10 protein-coding genes and 1 pseudogene are annotated in these 17,877 nt (G+C 43.7%); 4 read left to right on the forward strand and 7 right to left on the reverse strand.

The window, feature by feature from the left end; translation table 11 throughout:
- Window positions 1-2 precede the first annotated feature (2 nt).
- Complete coding sequence (gene asnS / locus L2744_RS15410; protein WP_248992750.1) at window positions 3-1,403, forward strand: asparagine--tRNA ligase; 1,401 nt, start codon at window positions 3-5, stop codon at window positions 1,401-1,403.
- 159 nt (window positions 1,404-1,562) lie between these two features.
- On the opposite strand, the gene L2744_RS15415 is transcribed toward asnS, so the two are convergent.
- A complete protein-coding gene (locus tag L2744_RS15415) occupies window positions 1,563-2,348 on the reverse strand; it encodes a substrate-binding periplasmic protein (RefSeq protein WP_248992751.1) in 786 nt (261 codons plus the stop codon).
- A gap of 356 nt (window positions 2,349-2,704) precedes the next feature.
- Here L2744_RS15415 and L2744_RS15420 point away from each other — a divergent pair, with 356 nt between their 5' ends.
- Window positions 2,705-3,718, forward strand: a complete 1,014-nt coding sequence (locus L2744_RS15420) for a D-alanine--D-alanine ligase (RefSeq protein WP_248992752.1) — start codon at window positions 2,705-2,707, stop codon at window positions 3,716-3,718.
- A gap of 89 nt (window positions 3,719-3,807) precedes the next feature.
- On the opposite strand, the gene L2744_RS15425 is transcribed toward L2744_RS15420, so the two are convergent.
- The 4 genes from L2744_RS15425 to L2744_RS15440 form a co-directional block, all read right to left on the reverse strand.
- Window positions 3,808-6,075 (reverse strand): sensor domain-containing phosphodiesterase, encoded by a 2,268-nt coding sequence (locus L2744_RS15425; RefSeq protein ID WP_248992753.1) that lies wholly within the window; start codon window positions 6,073-6,075, stop codon window positions 3,808-3,810.
- Window positions 6,076-6,223: 148 nt separating this feature from the next.
- On the reverse strand, window positions 6,224-7,438 hold the full coding sequence (locus tag L2744_RS15430; protein WP_248992754.1) for an RsmB/NOP family class I SAM-dependent RNA methyltransferase: 1,215 nt from the start codon (window positions 7,436-7,438) through the stop codon (window positions 6,224-6,226).
- Window positions 7,439-7,582: 144 nt separating this feature from the next.
- On the reverse strand, window positions 7,583-8,854 hold the full coding sequence (locus L2744_RS15435; RefSeq protein WP_248992755.1) for a sugar MFS transporter: 1,272 nt from the start codon (window positions 8,852-8,854) through the stop codon (window positions 7,583-7,585).
- Between the two features lie 160 nt (window positions 8,855-9,014).
- Window positions 9,015-10,631 (reverse strand): alpha-amylase family glycosyl hydrolase, encoded by a 1,617-nt coding sequence (locus tag L2744_RS15440; RefSeq protein ID WP_248992756.1) that lies wholly within the window; start codon window positions 10,629-10,631, stop codon window positions 9,015-9,017.
- Window positions 10,632-11,113: 482 nt separating this feature from the next.
- Between L2744_RS15440 and L2744_RS15445 the strand changes: the two genes are divergently transcribed.
- A complete protein-coding gene (locus L2744_RS15445) occupies window positions 11,114-13,933 on the forward strand; it encodes a TonB-dependent receptor (protein ID WP_248992757.1) in 2,820 nt (939 codons plus the stop codon).
- A 122-nt stretch (window positions 13,934-14,055) separates the two neighbouring features.
- Window positions 14,056-16,167 carry a glycoside hydrolase family 13 protein gene (locus L2744_RS15450; RefSeq protein ID WP_248992758.1) on the forward strand — a complete coding sequence of 704 codons (2,112 nt, stop codon included), beginning with the start codon at window positions 14,056-14,058 and terminating at the stop codon, window positions 16,165-16,167.
- A 116-nt stretch (window positions 16,168-16,283) separates the two neighbouring features.
- Here the strand turns inward: L2744_RS15450 and L2744_RS15455 are convergent, their stop codons facing one another.
- Window positions 16,284-16,523 carry a hypothetical protein gene (locus L2744_RS15455; protein ID WP_248992759.1) on the reverse strand — a complete coding sequence of 80 codons (240 nt, stop codon included), beginning with the start codon at window positions 16,521-16,523 and terminating at the stop codon, window positions 16,284-16,286.
- A gap of 528 nt (window positions 16,524-17,051) precedes the next feature.
- Window positions 17,052-17,789, reverse strand: a pseudogene (rhlP, locus tag L2744_RS15460) (rhombotarget lipoprotein); the annotation flags it as partial.
- Window positions 17,790-17,877: the final 88 nt, after the last annotated feature.

Here is a 17,877-nt window from a genome sequence, read left to right on the forward strand (position 1 = left end):
CAATGAGCATTGCATCTGTCGCTTCTGTATTTAAAGGTGAGCACGCGGTCGGTTCTACAGTCACTGTACGTGGCTGGGTCAGAACTCGTCGTGATTCTAAAGCTGGCATTTCTTTTTTGGCTGTCTATGACGGTTCCTGCTTTAATCCGATCCAAGGTGTCGTGCCAAATAGCTTAGAAAATTACGACAACGAAGTGTTAAAGCTGACCGCGGGTTGCTCTGTCGTGATGACGGGCGATGTCGTTGAGTCCCCGGGTGCTGGCCAAGCATTTGAACTGCAAGTCACGCAGCTTGAAGTCGCAGGTTGGGTTGATGATCCTGACACTTATCCAATGGCGGCTAAACGCCACTCGATTGAACATCTACGTGAACTCGCCCATTTACGCCCACGCACTAACCTTATTGGTGCCGTTGCCCGTGTACGTAACTGTTTATCCCAAGCGATTCACCGTTTCTACCACGAAGAAGGCTTTATTTGGGTTTCTACACCACTTATCACCGCATCGGACTGTGAAGGCGCTGGTGAGATGTTCCGCGTATCGACTCTGGATATGGAAAACCTGCCACGCACCAGCGAAGGCAAAGTCGATTACGACAAAGACTTCTTCGGTAAAGAGGCCTTCTTAACCGTATCAGGCCAGTTAAACGGTGAAACCTACGCCTGTGCACTGTCAAAAATTTATACCTTTGGCCCGACATTTCGAGCAGAAAACTCTAATACTAGCCGTCACTTAGCTGAGTTTTGGATGGTTGAGCCAGAAGTGGCCTTCGCTAACTTAAGCGATATCGCAGGTCTTGCCGAAGCTATGCTGAAATACGCCTTCAATGCCGTATTAACCGAGCGTATGGATGATTTACAATTCTTCGCCCAGCACGTAGATAAAACGGTAATCGAGCGTTTGCAATCCTTTGTATCAAGCGATTTTGCCCAAGTGGATTACACCGATGCGGTTGAAATTCTGCAAAAATGTGGCAAAACCTTTGAATTCCCAGTTTCTTGGGGTATTGACCTTTCTTCTGAGCACGAGCGTTATTTAGCCGAAGAACATTTCAAAGCCCCAGTTGTGGTGAAGAACTATCCAAAGGACATTAAAGCCTTCTATATGCGCCTAAATGAAGACGGCAAAACCGTTGCCGCAATGGACGTACTAGCCCCCGGCATTGGTGAAATTATCGGTGGTTCTCAACGTGAAGAACGTTTAGATGTGCTGGATATGCGTTTAGCCGAAATGGATCTGAACAAAGAAGATTACTGGTGGTATCGTGACCTTCGCCGTTATGGCACAGTGCCACACGCGGGCTTTGGTTTAGGTTTTGAGCGTTTAGTGTCTTATGTGACTGGCGTATCTAACATCCGTGATGTGATCCCATTCCCACGTGCGCCACGCACTGCAAACTTCTAATTCACTTTGATAACGCTGTTTATCGGCAAACAAAACTGAATTGATATTAAAGCGCGCTTCGGCGCGTTTTTTATTGAGTTTGAAGTACGGATCACTTGAAATACCCTGATGAATAACGCGGCAGGGTAATTAAGCATCAAACAATATTAAGTTAGCAACTTACTCCAGCTCGGCCGACAAACCATAGAAATCATAGATCTCTTTTACTCGCCCCGTATTCACCATTTCAACTAATACCTTATTTAATGACTCAAAAGCAGCAAAATGAGCCGACTTACGTGACATCCCAAAATAGTTTTCAATTTTGTTCATCTGTCGATATTTTGCATAACTGAAATGATGAAAACCAAGCTTATTTAACTGGTATTCAATCGAGGCTCGATCGAGAATAATCATGGTGTCAAAACGACCTTTAATGAACATTTTTGCCATATTTTCATCATCAATAGAGTCAATTTTATGGATAGCAGTATCATCATTAAAACGCTCAAAATAGATGGTTTGGCGTTTTACTCCCACGCTCAATTTATATAAATCCTCATAAACTTGAATGCTCGACTCTTCACCTGCTTTGACTAAAAATAAAATATCTCTGGTTTGAGTAGATATAGGGCCAAGAAAACTGGCAAAAGTTTCCCGTTCTGGCGTTCTTATTGTCCGTGGAACGATATCGACCTTTCCCACTTGCAAATCATGGAGACTGCGAGCAAAAGGACTAATAATCCAATGAATGCGATAACCAATTTTCTCTGCGGCCTCCTCAATAATATCTTTTAAAGGGCTCGACATCGTCATGGTACGTTCATCAACGATCATTTCGGGAGGCCTATGACGAAAGTGGGCGTATAAGACTTTAGATTCAACAGCGGCAAAAGCAGGGACTAAAGCGCTACACACCGCAATACCCAATAGCAATAAAAAGATTAAATGTTGTTTAAAATACATACAGATGTGTCGTATTGTGTATGAATAGAGCTATTATAGTCACCATTTTTAGCATTGCTTTGAATATCATCTAAGTTAGCAAACAGCAATGCGTGATCTAAATATCAAACAATACAAATATAAGTAAATTTACAGACACCGATTAAACAGTTTGAGTTTGAGTTTGAATTAAGCAAATACCTAAGTGTGGTTAGCCAAAAGTGATTAATGCGCTAAAAATCACCACTTGGTTACGATTCAATACTGCAGAACTTGCACTAATAGGGATAAGAAAACTAAGATGGCAACGGCTATTTTATAGGATGATTGACGAGCACACGGACTCTCATCTGATTTTGCTCAACTGAGGAATGACAATGTCTAAAATTAACTTACTTTTGCTGTGCGGTGGCGGAAGTGCAGAACACGATATTTCCCTAATGTCGGCTAACTATTTTGAATCCTCATTGGCAAAATCCGATCAGTTTTCCGTGTTACGGGTAGAACTTGATAAATTGGGTCAGTATCGCACCGCGGCAGGCGATGACTGTGAGCTCACCAATAATCGCGAAATCCGCTTTCGCGATGAGACTAAAACACCTTGGCCTGTGGATTATGTTATTCCTTGCATCCATGGTTATCCCGGTGAAACTGGCGATATTCAGTCCTATTTCAACCTTATCCAACTGCCCTACTTCGGCTGTGAATCCGAAGCCAGTAGCAATTGTTTTAATAAAATCACCGCCAAAATGTGGTTTTCAGCCTTAGGGATCCCTAATACGCCCTATATTTTTCTGCACCAATACGATGATGAAGCCATAACTCAGGTACAAACAGCCTTAGCCAATTGGGGTTCAATTTTTATTAAGGCCGCCTCGCAAGGATCATCCGTTGGTTGCTATAAAGTGGATGACAGCAGCAAAGTGGCGCAAGTACTCAAAGATGCCTTCGGCTATGCACCCTATGTTGTAGTGGAAAAAACCATTAAAGCCCGTGAATTAGAAGTAGCGGTATACGAATACAATGGTGAGATTGTGGCAACCCTGCCGGGTGAGATTATTTGTGACAGTAACACCTTTTATACCTTTGATGAGAAGTACGCCAAAAACAGTAAAGCGCGCACAGATGTAGTTGCACAACATGTTTCAGCTGAGATCAGTGAACAGATCCGTGCTTATGCTATCAAGGCATTTAAGGGGATGAAGCTGCGCCACCTGTCGCGTATCGACTTTTTCTTAACCGCTGACAATGAAATTCTGCTCAATGAAATCAACACATTCCCGGGTTCGACGCCGATTTCAATGTTTCCTAAAATGCTGCAGAACCACGGCCATGACTTTACCGAATATTTAAGCTTAGTGATCAAAGGCCAGTTGCCGACAAAGAATTAAATCAGGTTTATAGAGGTTATCAAAAGAGCGCCCTAGGGCGCTCTTTTGATATTATCGTGCTGACTAATAATGCTTAAACTCCGCAAACACTACTGTGGCTTAGCCTGTTTAGCCTGTTTAGCTTGCTTAGCCAGTAGTTCAAAAAATGCGGCTTTGGGCATAGGTTGGTAGTAGAGATAACCTTGGATTTCTTGAATGTCATTTGCCATCACAAACTTCAACTGGGACTCTGTTTCGACCCCTTCTGCAGTCACACTCAAATTTAAGGCACGACTTAAGCGTACTATAGCCTCGACCAAAGCCTCATGGCGCTCACCTTCTGCTAATCTATCGATAAAGCTTTTATCTATCTTAATTTGATCGATAGGAAAATTCGCTAAATAGGACAAAGAGGAATAGCCAGTACCAAAGTCATCCAAGGCAATTTTCACACCACGGGCGCGTAATTCATTCAACACTTTGATTAAATGCATATGTTGTTTCATCAATAAAGACTCGGTAATTTCCAGCGTGAGCAGCTCATAGGGAAAATCCACTAAGCCCAATTCTTCAATAATGTCAGCAAAGGAGTCACAAAATGTATCTTGCAATTCATGGGACCAGAATTCGAAAGTAGAAACATTCACCGCTAAGCTAATACCCCAGCCATGGGTTTGCATCTCATTGATCGTTTGCATCGCACAACGACGTACATTTCGGCCTATATCTACAATTAATCCGCTATTTTCAGCGATGGGAATAAACTCATTCGGAGCAATAAACTGGCCTTCATGTTGCCAACGTAATAGCACCTCGGCACGCACTATCAGGCCCGTTGTCGCATTGACTATTGGCTGATAATAAAGCTCAAAGGCTTGTTGATCTAAGGCTTGCTTAAGCAATGTATGTAAATTAGCTATTCGCTCAGCATTCTGCTGCATTTGCTCAGTAAAAAAATGATACCGATTGCGTCCATTCGCCTTAGAGATATACATGGCTTGATCAGCACAGTTAAGTAATTGCTCCAAATTAAGCGCATCCTCTGGGAAGCGCGCAATCCCGATGCTCACCGAACTGTAAACACCTTTATCCTTTGATAATTCATAGCGCCGATAGACGTTTTTAATGATTTTTTCGGCCAATAGTGAGAGCGCTTTCTGAGTGACTACCCCGGGTAAAAGTAATGCGAACTCATCGCCACCTAAACGCGCAAATATCATACTCTCGTCTAAACAGGTTTTTATTTGTCCGACAACCTGTAACAACAAGGTGTCACCCTTATCGTGCCCATAGGTGTCATTGACTTGCTTAAAGTTATCTAAATCCATCAACATAAAGCTAAAGCCTGGCGTTAAGCTGTCTGAGGTGACCAGTGTTTGGATATGTCTGAATAATGCATTACGATTTGCAAGTCCCGTCAGTGAATCATTGTTAGCTTGATACTTAATTAACTGTGCGGCTTTTTTACGTTCACTGATATCTGAGAATAACCAAGCAAAGCCATTGTGATTGCTGTGAGGTTCACGAAATACCGTCACTGTGAGGTCAAGGTAGAAGGTTTCACCATTTCCCCTTAGGCCAATTAATTCCCCTTGCCACATTTTTCCTGCAGATAGGTGCTGAAAAAGCATATCAAGTTCATGGGGTTCAGACGGAGAAAGAAAGGTTTTGGGGTGAAAATTAGATGATTCAGATGTCTGCGGTTGTACGATTTGCTTAAATGCCTCATTCGCATATAACACTGCATCGAGGGAATTTGTGATGACAAGTGCTAAAGGTAAACGATCAAATATTTTCACCGCTAAACGCTGAAAGTCCATCGAACGACTACGTTCAATGGCGAGGCTTGCCAATCTTGCGGCTTCGGAAATGAGGGTTAAATCCTGCGACGTGGGCGATTTTATGACGTCATAGTACATGGCGAAAGTCCCCAACACTTTCCCGTGACTATCTTTGATGGGTTCAGACCAACAGGATTTAAGACCCGCACTGAGTGGAATAGCTTTAAACTTTTCCCAAAAAGGATGGTGTGCGATATCTTCAACAATAACACGTTCACCCATGTAAGCCGCGGTACCGCAAGAACCTACATCAGGACCAATTTCAATCCCATGAATGACTTGATTATAGTTGTCGGGCAAGTGGGGAGCCGCACCAAAAAGTAGCCGTTTACCATCATCACTTAGTAGCAGGACGGAGGCTCGTGTACCGATCTGTTGAGCTTCAATCTTAAGCACTAACGCATAAAGAATTTCTGCTAACGGTGCGCCATTTAGTAGCATGGATAAAATGCCGCTATAGCAATCTAGGCTAACATCATGCCCCAGTTTAAGTGAGGGTTCGACAAGTCGTCCCAGAACATTAGTGCCTTCGTCCATACATTCCTTCGTCGTTTAGCAATTAGCTAAACCGTTTGGCTCAAGTAAAAAACGTTATAACTCTGAAATAATTCTAGGCACTAAGATGCCCCAAAGCAACTAAGCCTCAAATAGACTAAAAGTGCTTTAGGGCAGTATTGAAAGGAGTTTATTCTTGAATTCGTTCAAGTTTAGCGAGATAAAAACCATCAAAGCCCGTCTCTGCTGGGCTGATCGTTTCATCTTCTATTAGACGAAAGTTTGGATTTCCCGCCAGAAATGCATCCACTTGACCGCGGTTCTCACACGGAAAAATAGAACAAGTGGCGTATACGACGATCCCGCCCACTTTCACCATACGGCTGTAACTGTTCAAAATATGTTTTTGCAGTTCCATCAAAACGGGTAAACGCTCAACAGTATCGCGCCACTTAGCATCAGGGTTGCGTTTTAGCACCCCAAGACCCGAACAAGGCACATCGAGCAACACACGATCCGCACTGAGCTTTAAGCGTTTAATGGTTTTACTGCCAGCAATTAAACGCGTTTCAACATTGTAAGCCCCATTACGACGGGCACGCTCTTTGAGTTTATCGAGCTTCCATTGCTCCACATCCATAGCCAGCAAACGCCCTTTGCCCTGCATTTGCGCGGCTATGTGTAAGGTCTTACCGCCCGCACCAGCACAAGCGTCGATGACTTTCATACCGGGTTTGGCATCAAGTGCGGCAGCCACGCGCTGAGAACCCGCATCCTGCTGCTCAAACAAACCCTCTTTAAAACTCTGGGTGCGAAATAATGCTGAATCTGAGGTGACTTCTAGCGCAGAATTAACTGTCTCAACGGGGAGCGTACTCACATATTCTGCGGCAAGTTTTGCCATTAACTCATCACGGGTGACTTTGAGGCCGTTAGCGCGTAAAAAACGCTTAGGCGCAGTGCTTAATGCAGCGCGCTCCTTCTCCCAAGACTCACCAAGTTGCTCGCGCCCCATAGTATCAAGCCACTCGGGGCAACCGTCCCAGAGCGCAGGCTTAGTTTTAGCTTGCTCAATACGCTCAGCCAGACGTAGTTCATCCACTGGCAAGGAATATTGCATCTTGGGTAAGGCCAAATCATGGAATAAATGCCAAGCGTTGAGTAGCTTTGAGCCATATCGTTCCATTTCATCAGGGCTGATTTCCGCCAAATAACAGTACAGATTTAAGCGCCTGAGAATATCGCCAGTCACAAACGCAATACGCGCCTGTTCGGCAGGCACCAACTGTAACCCAGAAAAATGCTGAGAATAGGCCCGATCTAAGGGTTTCCCTTGGCCCAACACCATAGTTAAGATACTGATCACTAATTCGTTCGAACTGGCAGAAAGCGGAGAATTCAACATTTAAAGGTTACCGTGAATAATAAAACCGAGGGATCATAGGAGGTCAAGCCCGAATACGCAAGCACACTGGCACCGAGTTAAGGCTAAAGCCATAAAAAAGCGACCCAGATGGATCGCCCTTATGTCTATCAAAAACGCTAACGGCTACATTTTCGAACCCTTAGCACCATAGAACAGAATAAAGCCATAACACATAATAGGCAGGATAAAGGCCTGTTGTATGCTTAAGCTGTCGGCTAACATGCCTTGGAATAAAGGTAAAATTGCACCGCCAACAATGGCAAGACACAAAATACCACTGCCCTGGGAAGTATGAGGGCCGAGATCGCGTAACGCTAAACTGAAAATGGTTGGGAACATAATAGAGTTGAATAATCCCACGCCTAAAATTGCCCACATAGCAATGCTACCACTGGTCGTCATAGCTACAACCACAAGTAATGCGGCCATAAAGGCATTAAAAGCTAAAACGGTTCCCCCGGGAATTTTTTGCATCACCGCAGAGCCAATAAAACGCCCCACCATAGCACCGCCCCAATAATAGGCAATATAATGAGCCGCTTGTTCCTCTGGCATTCCAGCAATATGCGACTCACCTAAAAAATTGACCAAGAAGCTGCCGATAGACACTTCCGCGCCCACGTAAACGAAAATACCCACAGCGCCTAATACTAAATGTTTGCTTTGTAAGGCACTGGTTTTCCCTAAATGGGTTTGGATTTCGCCTTGACTGGCCTCGGTATGTTCACGAATAACAGGTAAGTTTAACTTTGCAAAAATAATCGCGAGTACGGCTAATACTGCGGACAATAACAAATAAGGCAATTTAACCACTTCGGCTTCAGCATTTGCTTGCGCTAAATCCGTAGAAATCGTCGCCGCCACAGATAGAATTAAGATGGAGCCAAAGAATGGCGCAACAGTTGTACCTAACGCGTTAAATGCCTGGGTTAAATTTAAACGACTCGATGCGGTTTCGCGGCTCCCGAGAGCATTAACATAGGGGTTGGCAGCGACTTGTAAAATGGTGATCCCTGAGGCCAATACAAATAAAGCCCCAAGAAATAAACCATAAATCGCCAGCGTGGCTGCGGGGTAAAACAGTGCGCAGCCAATACTCGCAATCACAAGTCCGGTAACAATTCCCTTTTGGTAACCTATTTTTTTTACAAGATTACCCGCTGGAATGGAGACTAAAAAATACGCGCCAAAAAAACAAAACTGGATCAACATCGCCTGCGTGTAATTGAGTGAAAATACCGCTTTAAGGTGAGGGATTAAAATATCGTTTAAACAAGTGATAAAACCCCACATAAAAAACAATGAAGTTAATGACACGAGGGCAAAACGATAATTACCATTCCCTGTATCGCCCACACTGCTGGTATGGTTGCTAGTATTGATTGATGACGCCATAGTTATGCTCTCTATTGTTTTTTATTATTCGGGATAAATCAGCCCGACTTCCCAGTGAGACTTGCCCTTAAATGTTTGCTACTGCGGTAGTGTTTGGAGCTGCGATAAAAAATTAAGGTCTGTACCTATAACATCCTATCTAAATAAAGATGAAACATTTTTACTTCAAAATAGCGTAATAACTGGCAAATGCTGAAAACTTAAGCTCACGACCGACTAATTGCGCGGTTTTTAGACCATGCCCAGTCAGTTCCACCTGCAATTCGATCCCGGTTAAATCAAACTTGGTATCCACGTCTTGTAAGTTAAAGCAGATAAGAACCCGCTTCTGACCTAAACTGCGCACAAATACTAATAGCGGCTCTGTGGTATCAACAAATTGGATATCACCTTCAACCAATATTGGGTGCAATTTGCGCCAAGCGAGGAATTGACGATATCCGTGAAGTATTGAGTGTTTGTCGGCTTCTTGCACCTCTACTGCCAATTTTCGATGCGCGGCAGCAATCGGTAACCAAGGGGATACTTCACTAAAACCACTAAAGTCCTCACGCTGTAACCAAGGCATAGGAGTACGACAACCATCTCGTCCTTTAAACATCGGCCAAAAGGTTTTGCCAAAGGGATCCTGTAACTCATGGTATTCAATGGGCGCCTCGGTTAAACCAAGCTCTTCACCTTGATAACTGCATACACTACCACGTAATGAGCTCAGCATAGCGTTGAACATTTTTACCATATCGGGCTTACCTTGCCCCCAACGACTAGCGACACGCTGTACATCATGATTACCTATGGCCCAACACGGCCAGCCATCACCAATGCTAGCCTCCAACGCCTCAACCGTTTGGCGAATATAAGCCGCGCTATAATCGTCAGTCAGCAGTTCAAAACTGTAGGCCATATGCAGGTGTTCTTCGCCCTGAGTGTAAGCCGCCATCACAGCCAAAGAGTCTTCTGCTGACACTTCGCCTAAGGTAACGGCTCCGGGATAACGATTGATAAGTTGACGTAAATCTTCAATAAAAGTGATAGTTTGCGGCCGATCATTATTGTAGTAATGGTACTGGTACGCATAAGGGTTATCTTCACTAAAGCCGCGGCCTTGGCGTTTATCCTTAGGTTTTGGCGGATTATCCCTAAGCTGCTCGTCGTGATAACAAAAGGTAATCGCATCTAAACGAAAACCATCGACACCTTTCTTAAGCCAAAATTCGACATTATCGAGTACGGCCTGACGCACCTCTGGATGATGAAAATTGAGATCAGGCTGACTACGCAAAAAATTATGTAGATAATATTGTTGCCTGCGCGGCTCCCATTCCCAAGCACAACCACCGAAAATGGCTAACCAGTTGTTGGGCGCGGTACCATCGTCTTTCGGATCGGCCCACACATACCAATCTGCCTTTGGATTAGTACGACTTTCACGGCTCTCGACAAACCAAGCGTGTTGATCTGAGGTATGGCTTAGTACTTGGTCAATAATCACTTTAAGCCCGAGCATATGGGCTTTATCAATAAGATCGTCAAAGTCATTCATGGTACCAAATAACGGGTCGACTTGACGGTAATCACTGATATCGTAACCAAAATCTGCCATAGGAGATTTAAAAAAAGGTGAAATCCAAATTGCATCGACATTCAGGCTGGCGATGTAGTCCAGCTTAGTAATAATGCCTCGTAAATCACCCACGCCATCACCATTGGTATCCAACAGGCTTCGGGGATAAATTTGGTAAATCACAGCCCCACGCCACCAAGTTAACTCACTCATTGTTGCCCCTTTATGATTATTCTAAGCAAGCATCACCCGATACATGCAAGCAAGCAGTTGTAACTTTGTTACTGTAAAGTTAATGGTGCTGCAGCTTATTTTGTAATGCCGAGCATACGTGAATAGGGAAATCAGGTTCAATACGTCTGCATACGTATGCAATAAATCGTAAGGTAAGCCCTCCTATGGGTGAGTAAATTTAATAATTAAATAACAACAATTTACACATAAAATCCATTCATTTCACCCCTTAAAACTCCCACCAAAAATGACCTTTTATTGTGCTAAGCATTAACTGAATACGTATGCATAACATTGTTACAACAAGAAGCTGGAGAGTAGTATCTTCACCGTTGCATAACAATTTGGTCATAAACACAGCACTTATGCAGTCAATTAAGCGCCGAGATACCAAAAAAGCCGCCCAAAAGCGGTAATAACGATAAAACGCTCGATAAAGCAACTCAAAGGGGAAGAGAGATATGATGCGATTTAAACCCAGTTTGCTAACCCTAGCGCTCGTCGCTGCAGGTGCTAGCATGTATTCCTACGCAGCCGATGATGTAACAGATAAAGAAACAAAAGCAAAAGAGGCTGAAATAGAAGTTATTGAAGTCAAAGGTTTTAGAACCAGTGTTATTAAATCTCTAAATGAAAAGCGCTTCGGCGATACTGTTTCTGAATCTATATCCGCAGATGATCTTGGCGCCCTTCCCGACCAGTCAATCGCTGATGCGTTAACCCGTTTGCCGGGTGTTACGGCCGTACGTACCGGTGGACAGGCAAGCGGTCTCAATATTCGTGGTCTTGATGGTGATTTCGTGTTTGCAACACTTAACGGACATGAGCAAGTCACCACTGGCGGTAAACGGGCAATTGAGTTTGACCAATATCCATCCGAATTAATTAGTCAAGCCGCTGTATATAAAACACCAAAAGCCTCGCTGATTGAAGGCGGCGTTGCGGGTACTGTGGAATTAAAAACCGCAGACCCACTAAAAAGCGATAAAGACCAATCATTTAATATTAATGCTCGCGGTAGCTTTAATGATAGAGCCGATGAAATTTCCGATGCCGATCAATACGGCAACCGTCTTAGCTTTGCCTATCAAGGCAAATTCCTTGAAGATACGCTCGGTGTCGCCCTAGGCTATGCCCATTTATACCAACCTTATGTTGCCAGTCAATTCATTGGCTTACGTTTCAATGATGATAAAAAAGATGTCAATGGCGATGGTGTCAACGAGTCCATCAGTGAAGGTTTTGAGTTACAGCAAAAAGGCGGTGACGATACTCGCGATGGTTATATGGCGGCTATCCATTGGCAACCAACGGATAGCCTTAGCGTAAAAGGCGATTTATTCCATTCAAAATTTACTTCCGAAAACTTTACCCGTGGTTTTCGCGTTAAGTCATTAAAAAATGGCACGATCAGTGATGCTACTGTCGAAAATGGTTCTATGACGGGTGGTACAGTTTCAACTGGCGTTAATGATACATTTTCCGTTTTTGTTATTAATGATAACGACTCTAAATATTCAGAAATGACGTCAGGCTCGGTCAATATGGAGTGGAATAATGGTGGCGCATTGACGGTTGCGGCCGATGTTAGCTATTCAAAAGCCGATGGCGAGTTCGTCAATGGGGGGACCCGCGCCGTTCTATATGATGATATTGGTAATGAGGTGCGATCAGCCGAATCAATCAATTATCAACTCAATGGCTTAAGCCCTGCTAATGTCAGTTTCTCAAACGACTATACCAACACGGCAACGTTGGGTTTAAAAGAAGTGGGTATGTGGCCATACGATCAACAAAATGATCTGGTTGCCTATAAGTTAGACTTTAACTACGTGTTAGATTCGAGTTTCTTATCTTCGGTCGATTTTGGCCTGCGCTACTCAGAACGTGAGTTTAACGCGCAGCGTTCACAGGCGGGATATGGCTTTGAATTTGGTCAAAACCCAGATAACCAACCAGTCCTTACAATGAACGATGATATGACAAATGTGGTCAACTTTGGCGGAGAATTGTCTGGTTACCCAAGTTTTCTCGCGATTGACTTTAATAAAGCACTTGAACTGGTCAACGCACAGTTAGCAGCCACAGGACAACCCCCTTTTACCCCGACGGCGAATTGGGTTGAAAACTGGACTATGATCCAAAGTGGTTCGGTCAATGAAGATGTATTAGCAGGTTACATTCAAGGCAATCTCGATTTTGACTTAGGCGATATTAAAGTCACGGGTAACCTAGGTGTGCGTGTTGTTCATACAGATCAAAGCAGTAAAGGTTTGCAACAAGTGGGTTATGGATTAGGTGAAGCCATAACTGATGAGCTTGGCGTGATCAGTAACGATTATATCCGTAACGAAATTGGTAAAACCTATACCGATTATTTACCGTCACTCAACTTAACTTTCCACCTGACGGAAAATGATCAACTGCGTTTTGCTGCAGCTTCTGTGATGTCACGTCCCCCAATCAACAAATTAAAGTCTGGTAGGGGCGCTTGGTATGATGATGCCGACACCACAGGTTATAAGAGATATAACGCTTGGGGTAATACCAGCCCACTACTCGATCCGTTTTACGCCGATCAATACGACTTATCCTACGAGCATTATTTTGAAGACTCAGAAGGTGCGGTTGTCGTAGCTTTGTTCTACAAAGATATCAAATCTTTTATCAATGACTTTACAATTCAATCATTTGATTTTGAAGGTAATGGATTTATCGTTCCCGACACTATTATCGATAACGGGGTTGAGTTCCCAGTCGTGAAAGATGAAGGTCAGTATCAAACGGCTATCAACAACGATAATGGCGGTTACATTCGTGGTATCGAGTTAGGTTACACCCAAGTTTTTGATTTTCTCCCATCACCACTCAGTGGCCTTGGCTTCACTGGCAGCTACTCGTATTCAGACAGTGAAGTGGAGTTTACAACGGACTTAAGTGGTTCAAACTTAACGATTCCATTACCGGGTTTGTCGGAAAGCGTTCTGAACACCACCTTATTCTATACACTGGATGGTTTCGATACTCGCGTCAGCATGAGATATCGTAGCAGCTACGTTTCAGAGCAAGTGGCAGTAGAGTCGCAACTGGCCTACTTCGCTGCCGAAACGATTGTGGATTATCAAGCCTCGTATGCACTGGATAATGGACTTAAGTTCTTATTCCAAATTAATAACTTAACCGATGAGCCAAGTAAAACCTATTTTGGTGAAGAACATCAAACAGGAACGATTCAATACTTCGGTAGACAATACTTCCTAGGGTTAAATTACTCTCTATAAGGTGCAAAAAACTAAGCCTGCTTCAATTTAGAAGCAGGCTTTTTTATTTCAATACCAGTCCACGATACCAAGGTCAAACATGACTAGCGCATTAAACTTAACCTATCTAAAAGGCTGACATTATGATCCGTTTATACTTAGCGATAGTCGTTTCCTGCTGCTTAATTTATTCATCGATTAAAATGGTGAACGCTGAAAATCTTAAACCTGAGATCACGATAGAACCCTCGTCTTGGTGGGCAGGCATGCAAAATCCTGAGCTGCAATTAATGCTCTACAGCCGCGCTTTTCCTCGTGAGTCTAAGTCGTTAAAGGTCAACATTAAGGGCGATGGCATTAGCCTAAAAAAGCTTGAGTCTACGGACAACCCCCACTATCTGTTTATCACCTTAGATCTCAGCCAAGCGGCGCCACAAACCTTTGAGCTTTCAATTTTAAACCAAGAATCGATTTCAAACACAGATTCACTTTCAAGCACAGCAGCACTCTACCACCTGCCCTACACATTACATCCGCGGGCGAAAGGCAGCCGTGAGCGCCAAGGGTTTAGCAATAAGGATGTGATTTACCTTATCACCCCGGATAGATTTGCCAATGGCGACCCCAGCAATGACAATCATGCGCAGATGCTAGAAAAAATTGCGCCGAACCATCCCGATGGACGCCACGGCGGTGATATAGCCGGTATCAGCCAACAGTTAGATTATCTAGCGAAACTTGGAGTCACTCAGCTATGGATCAACCCGTTACTCGAGAATAACCAGGCCCAATATTCCTACCATGGTTACGCAATTACCGATCTATACCGCGTCGATCCCCGCTTTGGCAGCAATGAGGAGTATAAAGCCTTAGTCGCTAGGGCAAATAAACTCGGCCTTGGGGTGATTAAAGATGTGGTGGTCAATCATATCGGTTCGAATCATTGGTGGCTTAAAGACTTGCCAAGCCAAGACTGGTTAAATTATCCCGCGCAAACCCAGACAAACAATCGCGAACGCAAGCCAGAGTTGACGAGTCTCAACGATACTGACCCCGCCCATACCAAGCCCAGCTTTACCAGCCCCCGTTTTACCACCCATAGGCGCACCACAGTGCAAGATCCCTACGTCGCGGCGCAGGATCATCTCGATTTCGTCGACGGTTGGTTTACCGATACCATGCCAGATCTCAATCAAGCCAATCCCAAGCTGGCGACCTATCTGATCCAAAACAGCATTTGGTGGGTCGAGTACGCCGCACTTTCGGGGATACGCGAAGATACTTACTCCTATGCCGACAAAGGGTTTCTCGCTAAATGGTCCAAGGCCTTGATGGCGGAATATCCTAATTTTAATATTGTGGGTGAAGAATGGACCGCAAACCCCATCACGGTATCCTATTGGCAAAAGGGCAAACTCAATGCCGATGGTTACACCTCAGATTTACCCAGTTTGATGGATTTTCCGTTGTATGAGAAATTGATTGCCAGCCTTAATGAGCCAGAGGCGTGGGACACAGGATTTATAACACTTTATGAGATGTTAGCCAACGATGTGGTTTATGCCTCACCCAGTCAGTTAGTATTATTTGAGGGCAATCACGACACAAATCGTCTCTTTAGTTTAATGAAGCAAAATTTGAGCTTATACAAGATGGCGCTCACCTATGTGCTTACCGCCAAACGTATTCCGCAGTTGTTTTACGGTACTGAAGTGCTAATGACAAGCCCAACCGAAGATCGTCACGATGGTGTCGTGCGTAGTGATTTCCCCGGTGGTTTTGCCAACAGTGCCATTAACGCCTTTACGGGAAAAGGACTGAGTAAACCTCAACAACAAGCCCAGCAGTTTGTCAGTACGCTACTAAATTACCGTAAACAATCCTCCGCGCTGCAATCGGGCGATCTGCTGCATTTTGTGCCACGGGAGGGCGTATATGTGCAATTTCGTTGCCTATTGAATCAAGCATTCTCAGATAAACTGCAAGCCGAAGAGCTAACGTCTATAACCCAACATAACGCCTGTACTCAGCCCTCGGCCGACAAAGTCATGTTGATCTACAACAAAAATGAAAAGACAGTCGAGCTAGACTTAAGCCGCTTTGCTAGCGTGCTTGGTGGTAGCCGTGCAGCAAAAGACATCATCAGTGGCAAAACGGTTTCACTCAATCATGCGATAACATTACCCCATGCAGGTGTCACTATCCTTGAGCTTAAACCAACCTCTCAGCTCGCTGCAGGCTTGCCTAGCAGCTAAACACACGAGTCACCAAGCTAGCGCTTTAACTCAGGCTCAAACTAACAAATAAGGATAGGCCGCGCGTAACCGCGACCTATTCTTATTTGTTAAATTTTGACACGCTATGCCTATTTCTAAATTGACTGTTCAATAATACTAACCCATTCATCGTATGATTCTGCTCGCCAGTTATTATCTATTTTCAGTCTCTCTGCTGGATAAGGTCTCTTTGTGCCGCCATACCAATTAAAATACGAAACTGATTTACCATCTATGCTTGGCTCCTTAGATAAAGGCAAATCCCATTCAAAAATATAGAATTCGGTACCTGTAGGAAAATCTGATCTTTTTGGTAATTCGCCACGCTTATACATAAATTGGCCGCATAAAAATTTAACGTCTTAGTATTTATGCGTTGCGCTGTTTGCAGGGCATAAATCGCATGTTGGATTTGAACTTTTGTATAGTGCGCATGCGCGTTTACCTCATTAGACCAGCAAAAACGCACATAGTTAACTATCTGTATTTGCAAGAACTTACCAGCTTTCTATCACTTTCATATACAAGAATCTATCAGGCAAAACGCACATGTGCAGTTTCCAAGCCTATTACCTAAATCTGTAAAAAGAAGTTACGGATAATAAATGTTAAATTTATGCACCTATGTGTAAATGCGCACAAATATTTGTATTTTGTTCCTTGAAATGTGGCTAAAACCAATAACGCTTTATAAATAACCAGCATTAACAGTGTGCCATCATGACCACAAAAAGCCCGTTTCTACATCTTGTTCAAGAAGAAATGCGTATGGTGGTAAAAGGATTAGAACCAAAATATCCTATCTGTATTAGATCAAGCAGCCTTTATCTCACCTTTAAATATCTCGATTGGTGCTTAACCTTTTATCCGCGGCAAATAGTTAAACGGCGTGCTGCAAATATACCGAGTAACCACAGGGTCAATATCGTTAAACTGCCACCGCCGCTGTAACCTTGTTTATGTTCTATGGTGGCAACCTGCTCTTCTTTAACCCTTGTCTTAAAGCGCGCTAACTCATCATCTAAGTTAACGATCATATCGTTCACCGCAAGATCAAAGCCTTCATAGGATTTATCCCTTAAAGTCGTCGTCACGCCAACAGCGGTTGAACTTTCGGTTAACTGATTAATGCCTGGCGCCCTAAATAACATCTTCTGGCTACGCATATCGAAAACGGCTGTATCAACAAAGGTTTGAATCGCATTTTCATTGCCAGGAATTAAGTACATTCCCACAATGGTCCAGTACAGGATTGCTGATTTGTTCTCATGGCTTTGCATTAGCTGATCATAAGAAACCAATGCCATGACATCGACATCATGCAGGCGAGCAACCTGCTGCAGGGTTTCAAACCCTTTACCGTTTCTAAGATAGGTACTTGGGATCACTTCGATACGATCGATATAGTCATATTTGACAAAGGATTTTTTGACTTTATCAAGTAATGCCACTTGAGTACGACTATCAATGGCATTGGCTTGCCAATGGGATGACGGCAAAAAAGCAATGCCAACAGTGATAGGTAAACGCAGCACAGGTAAAGCAGGCTGGTGAGCCTGACGACTCTTTTCATCGGGGTGACCCGTCCTAAATAGCGTTGACACTTTTCAAACTCATTTTGGAGAGTGTAATGACTTCAACAATTAAACGAACTCAACGTGATTATTCCCTCGCTTTTAAATTGGCCGT

The organism is Shewanella profunda (assembly GCF_023283765.1).
Lineage (GTDB): Bacteria > Pseudomonadota > Gammaproteobacteria > Enterobacterales > Shewanellaceae > Shewanella > Shewanella profunda.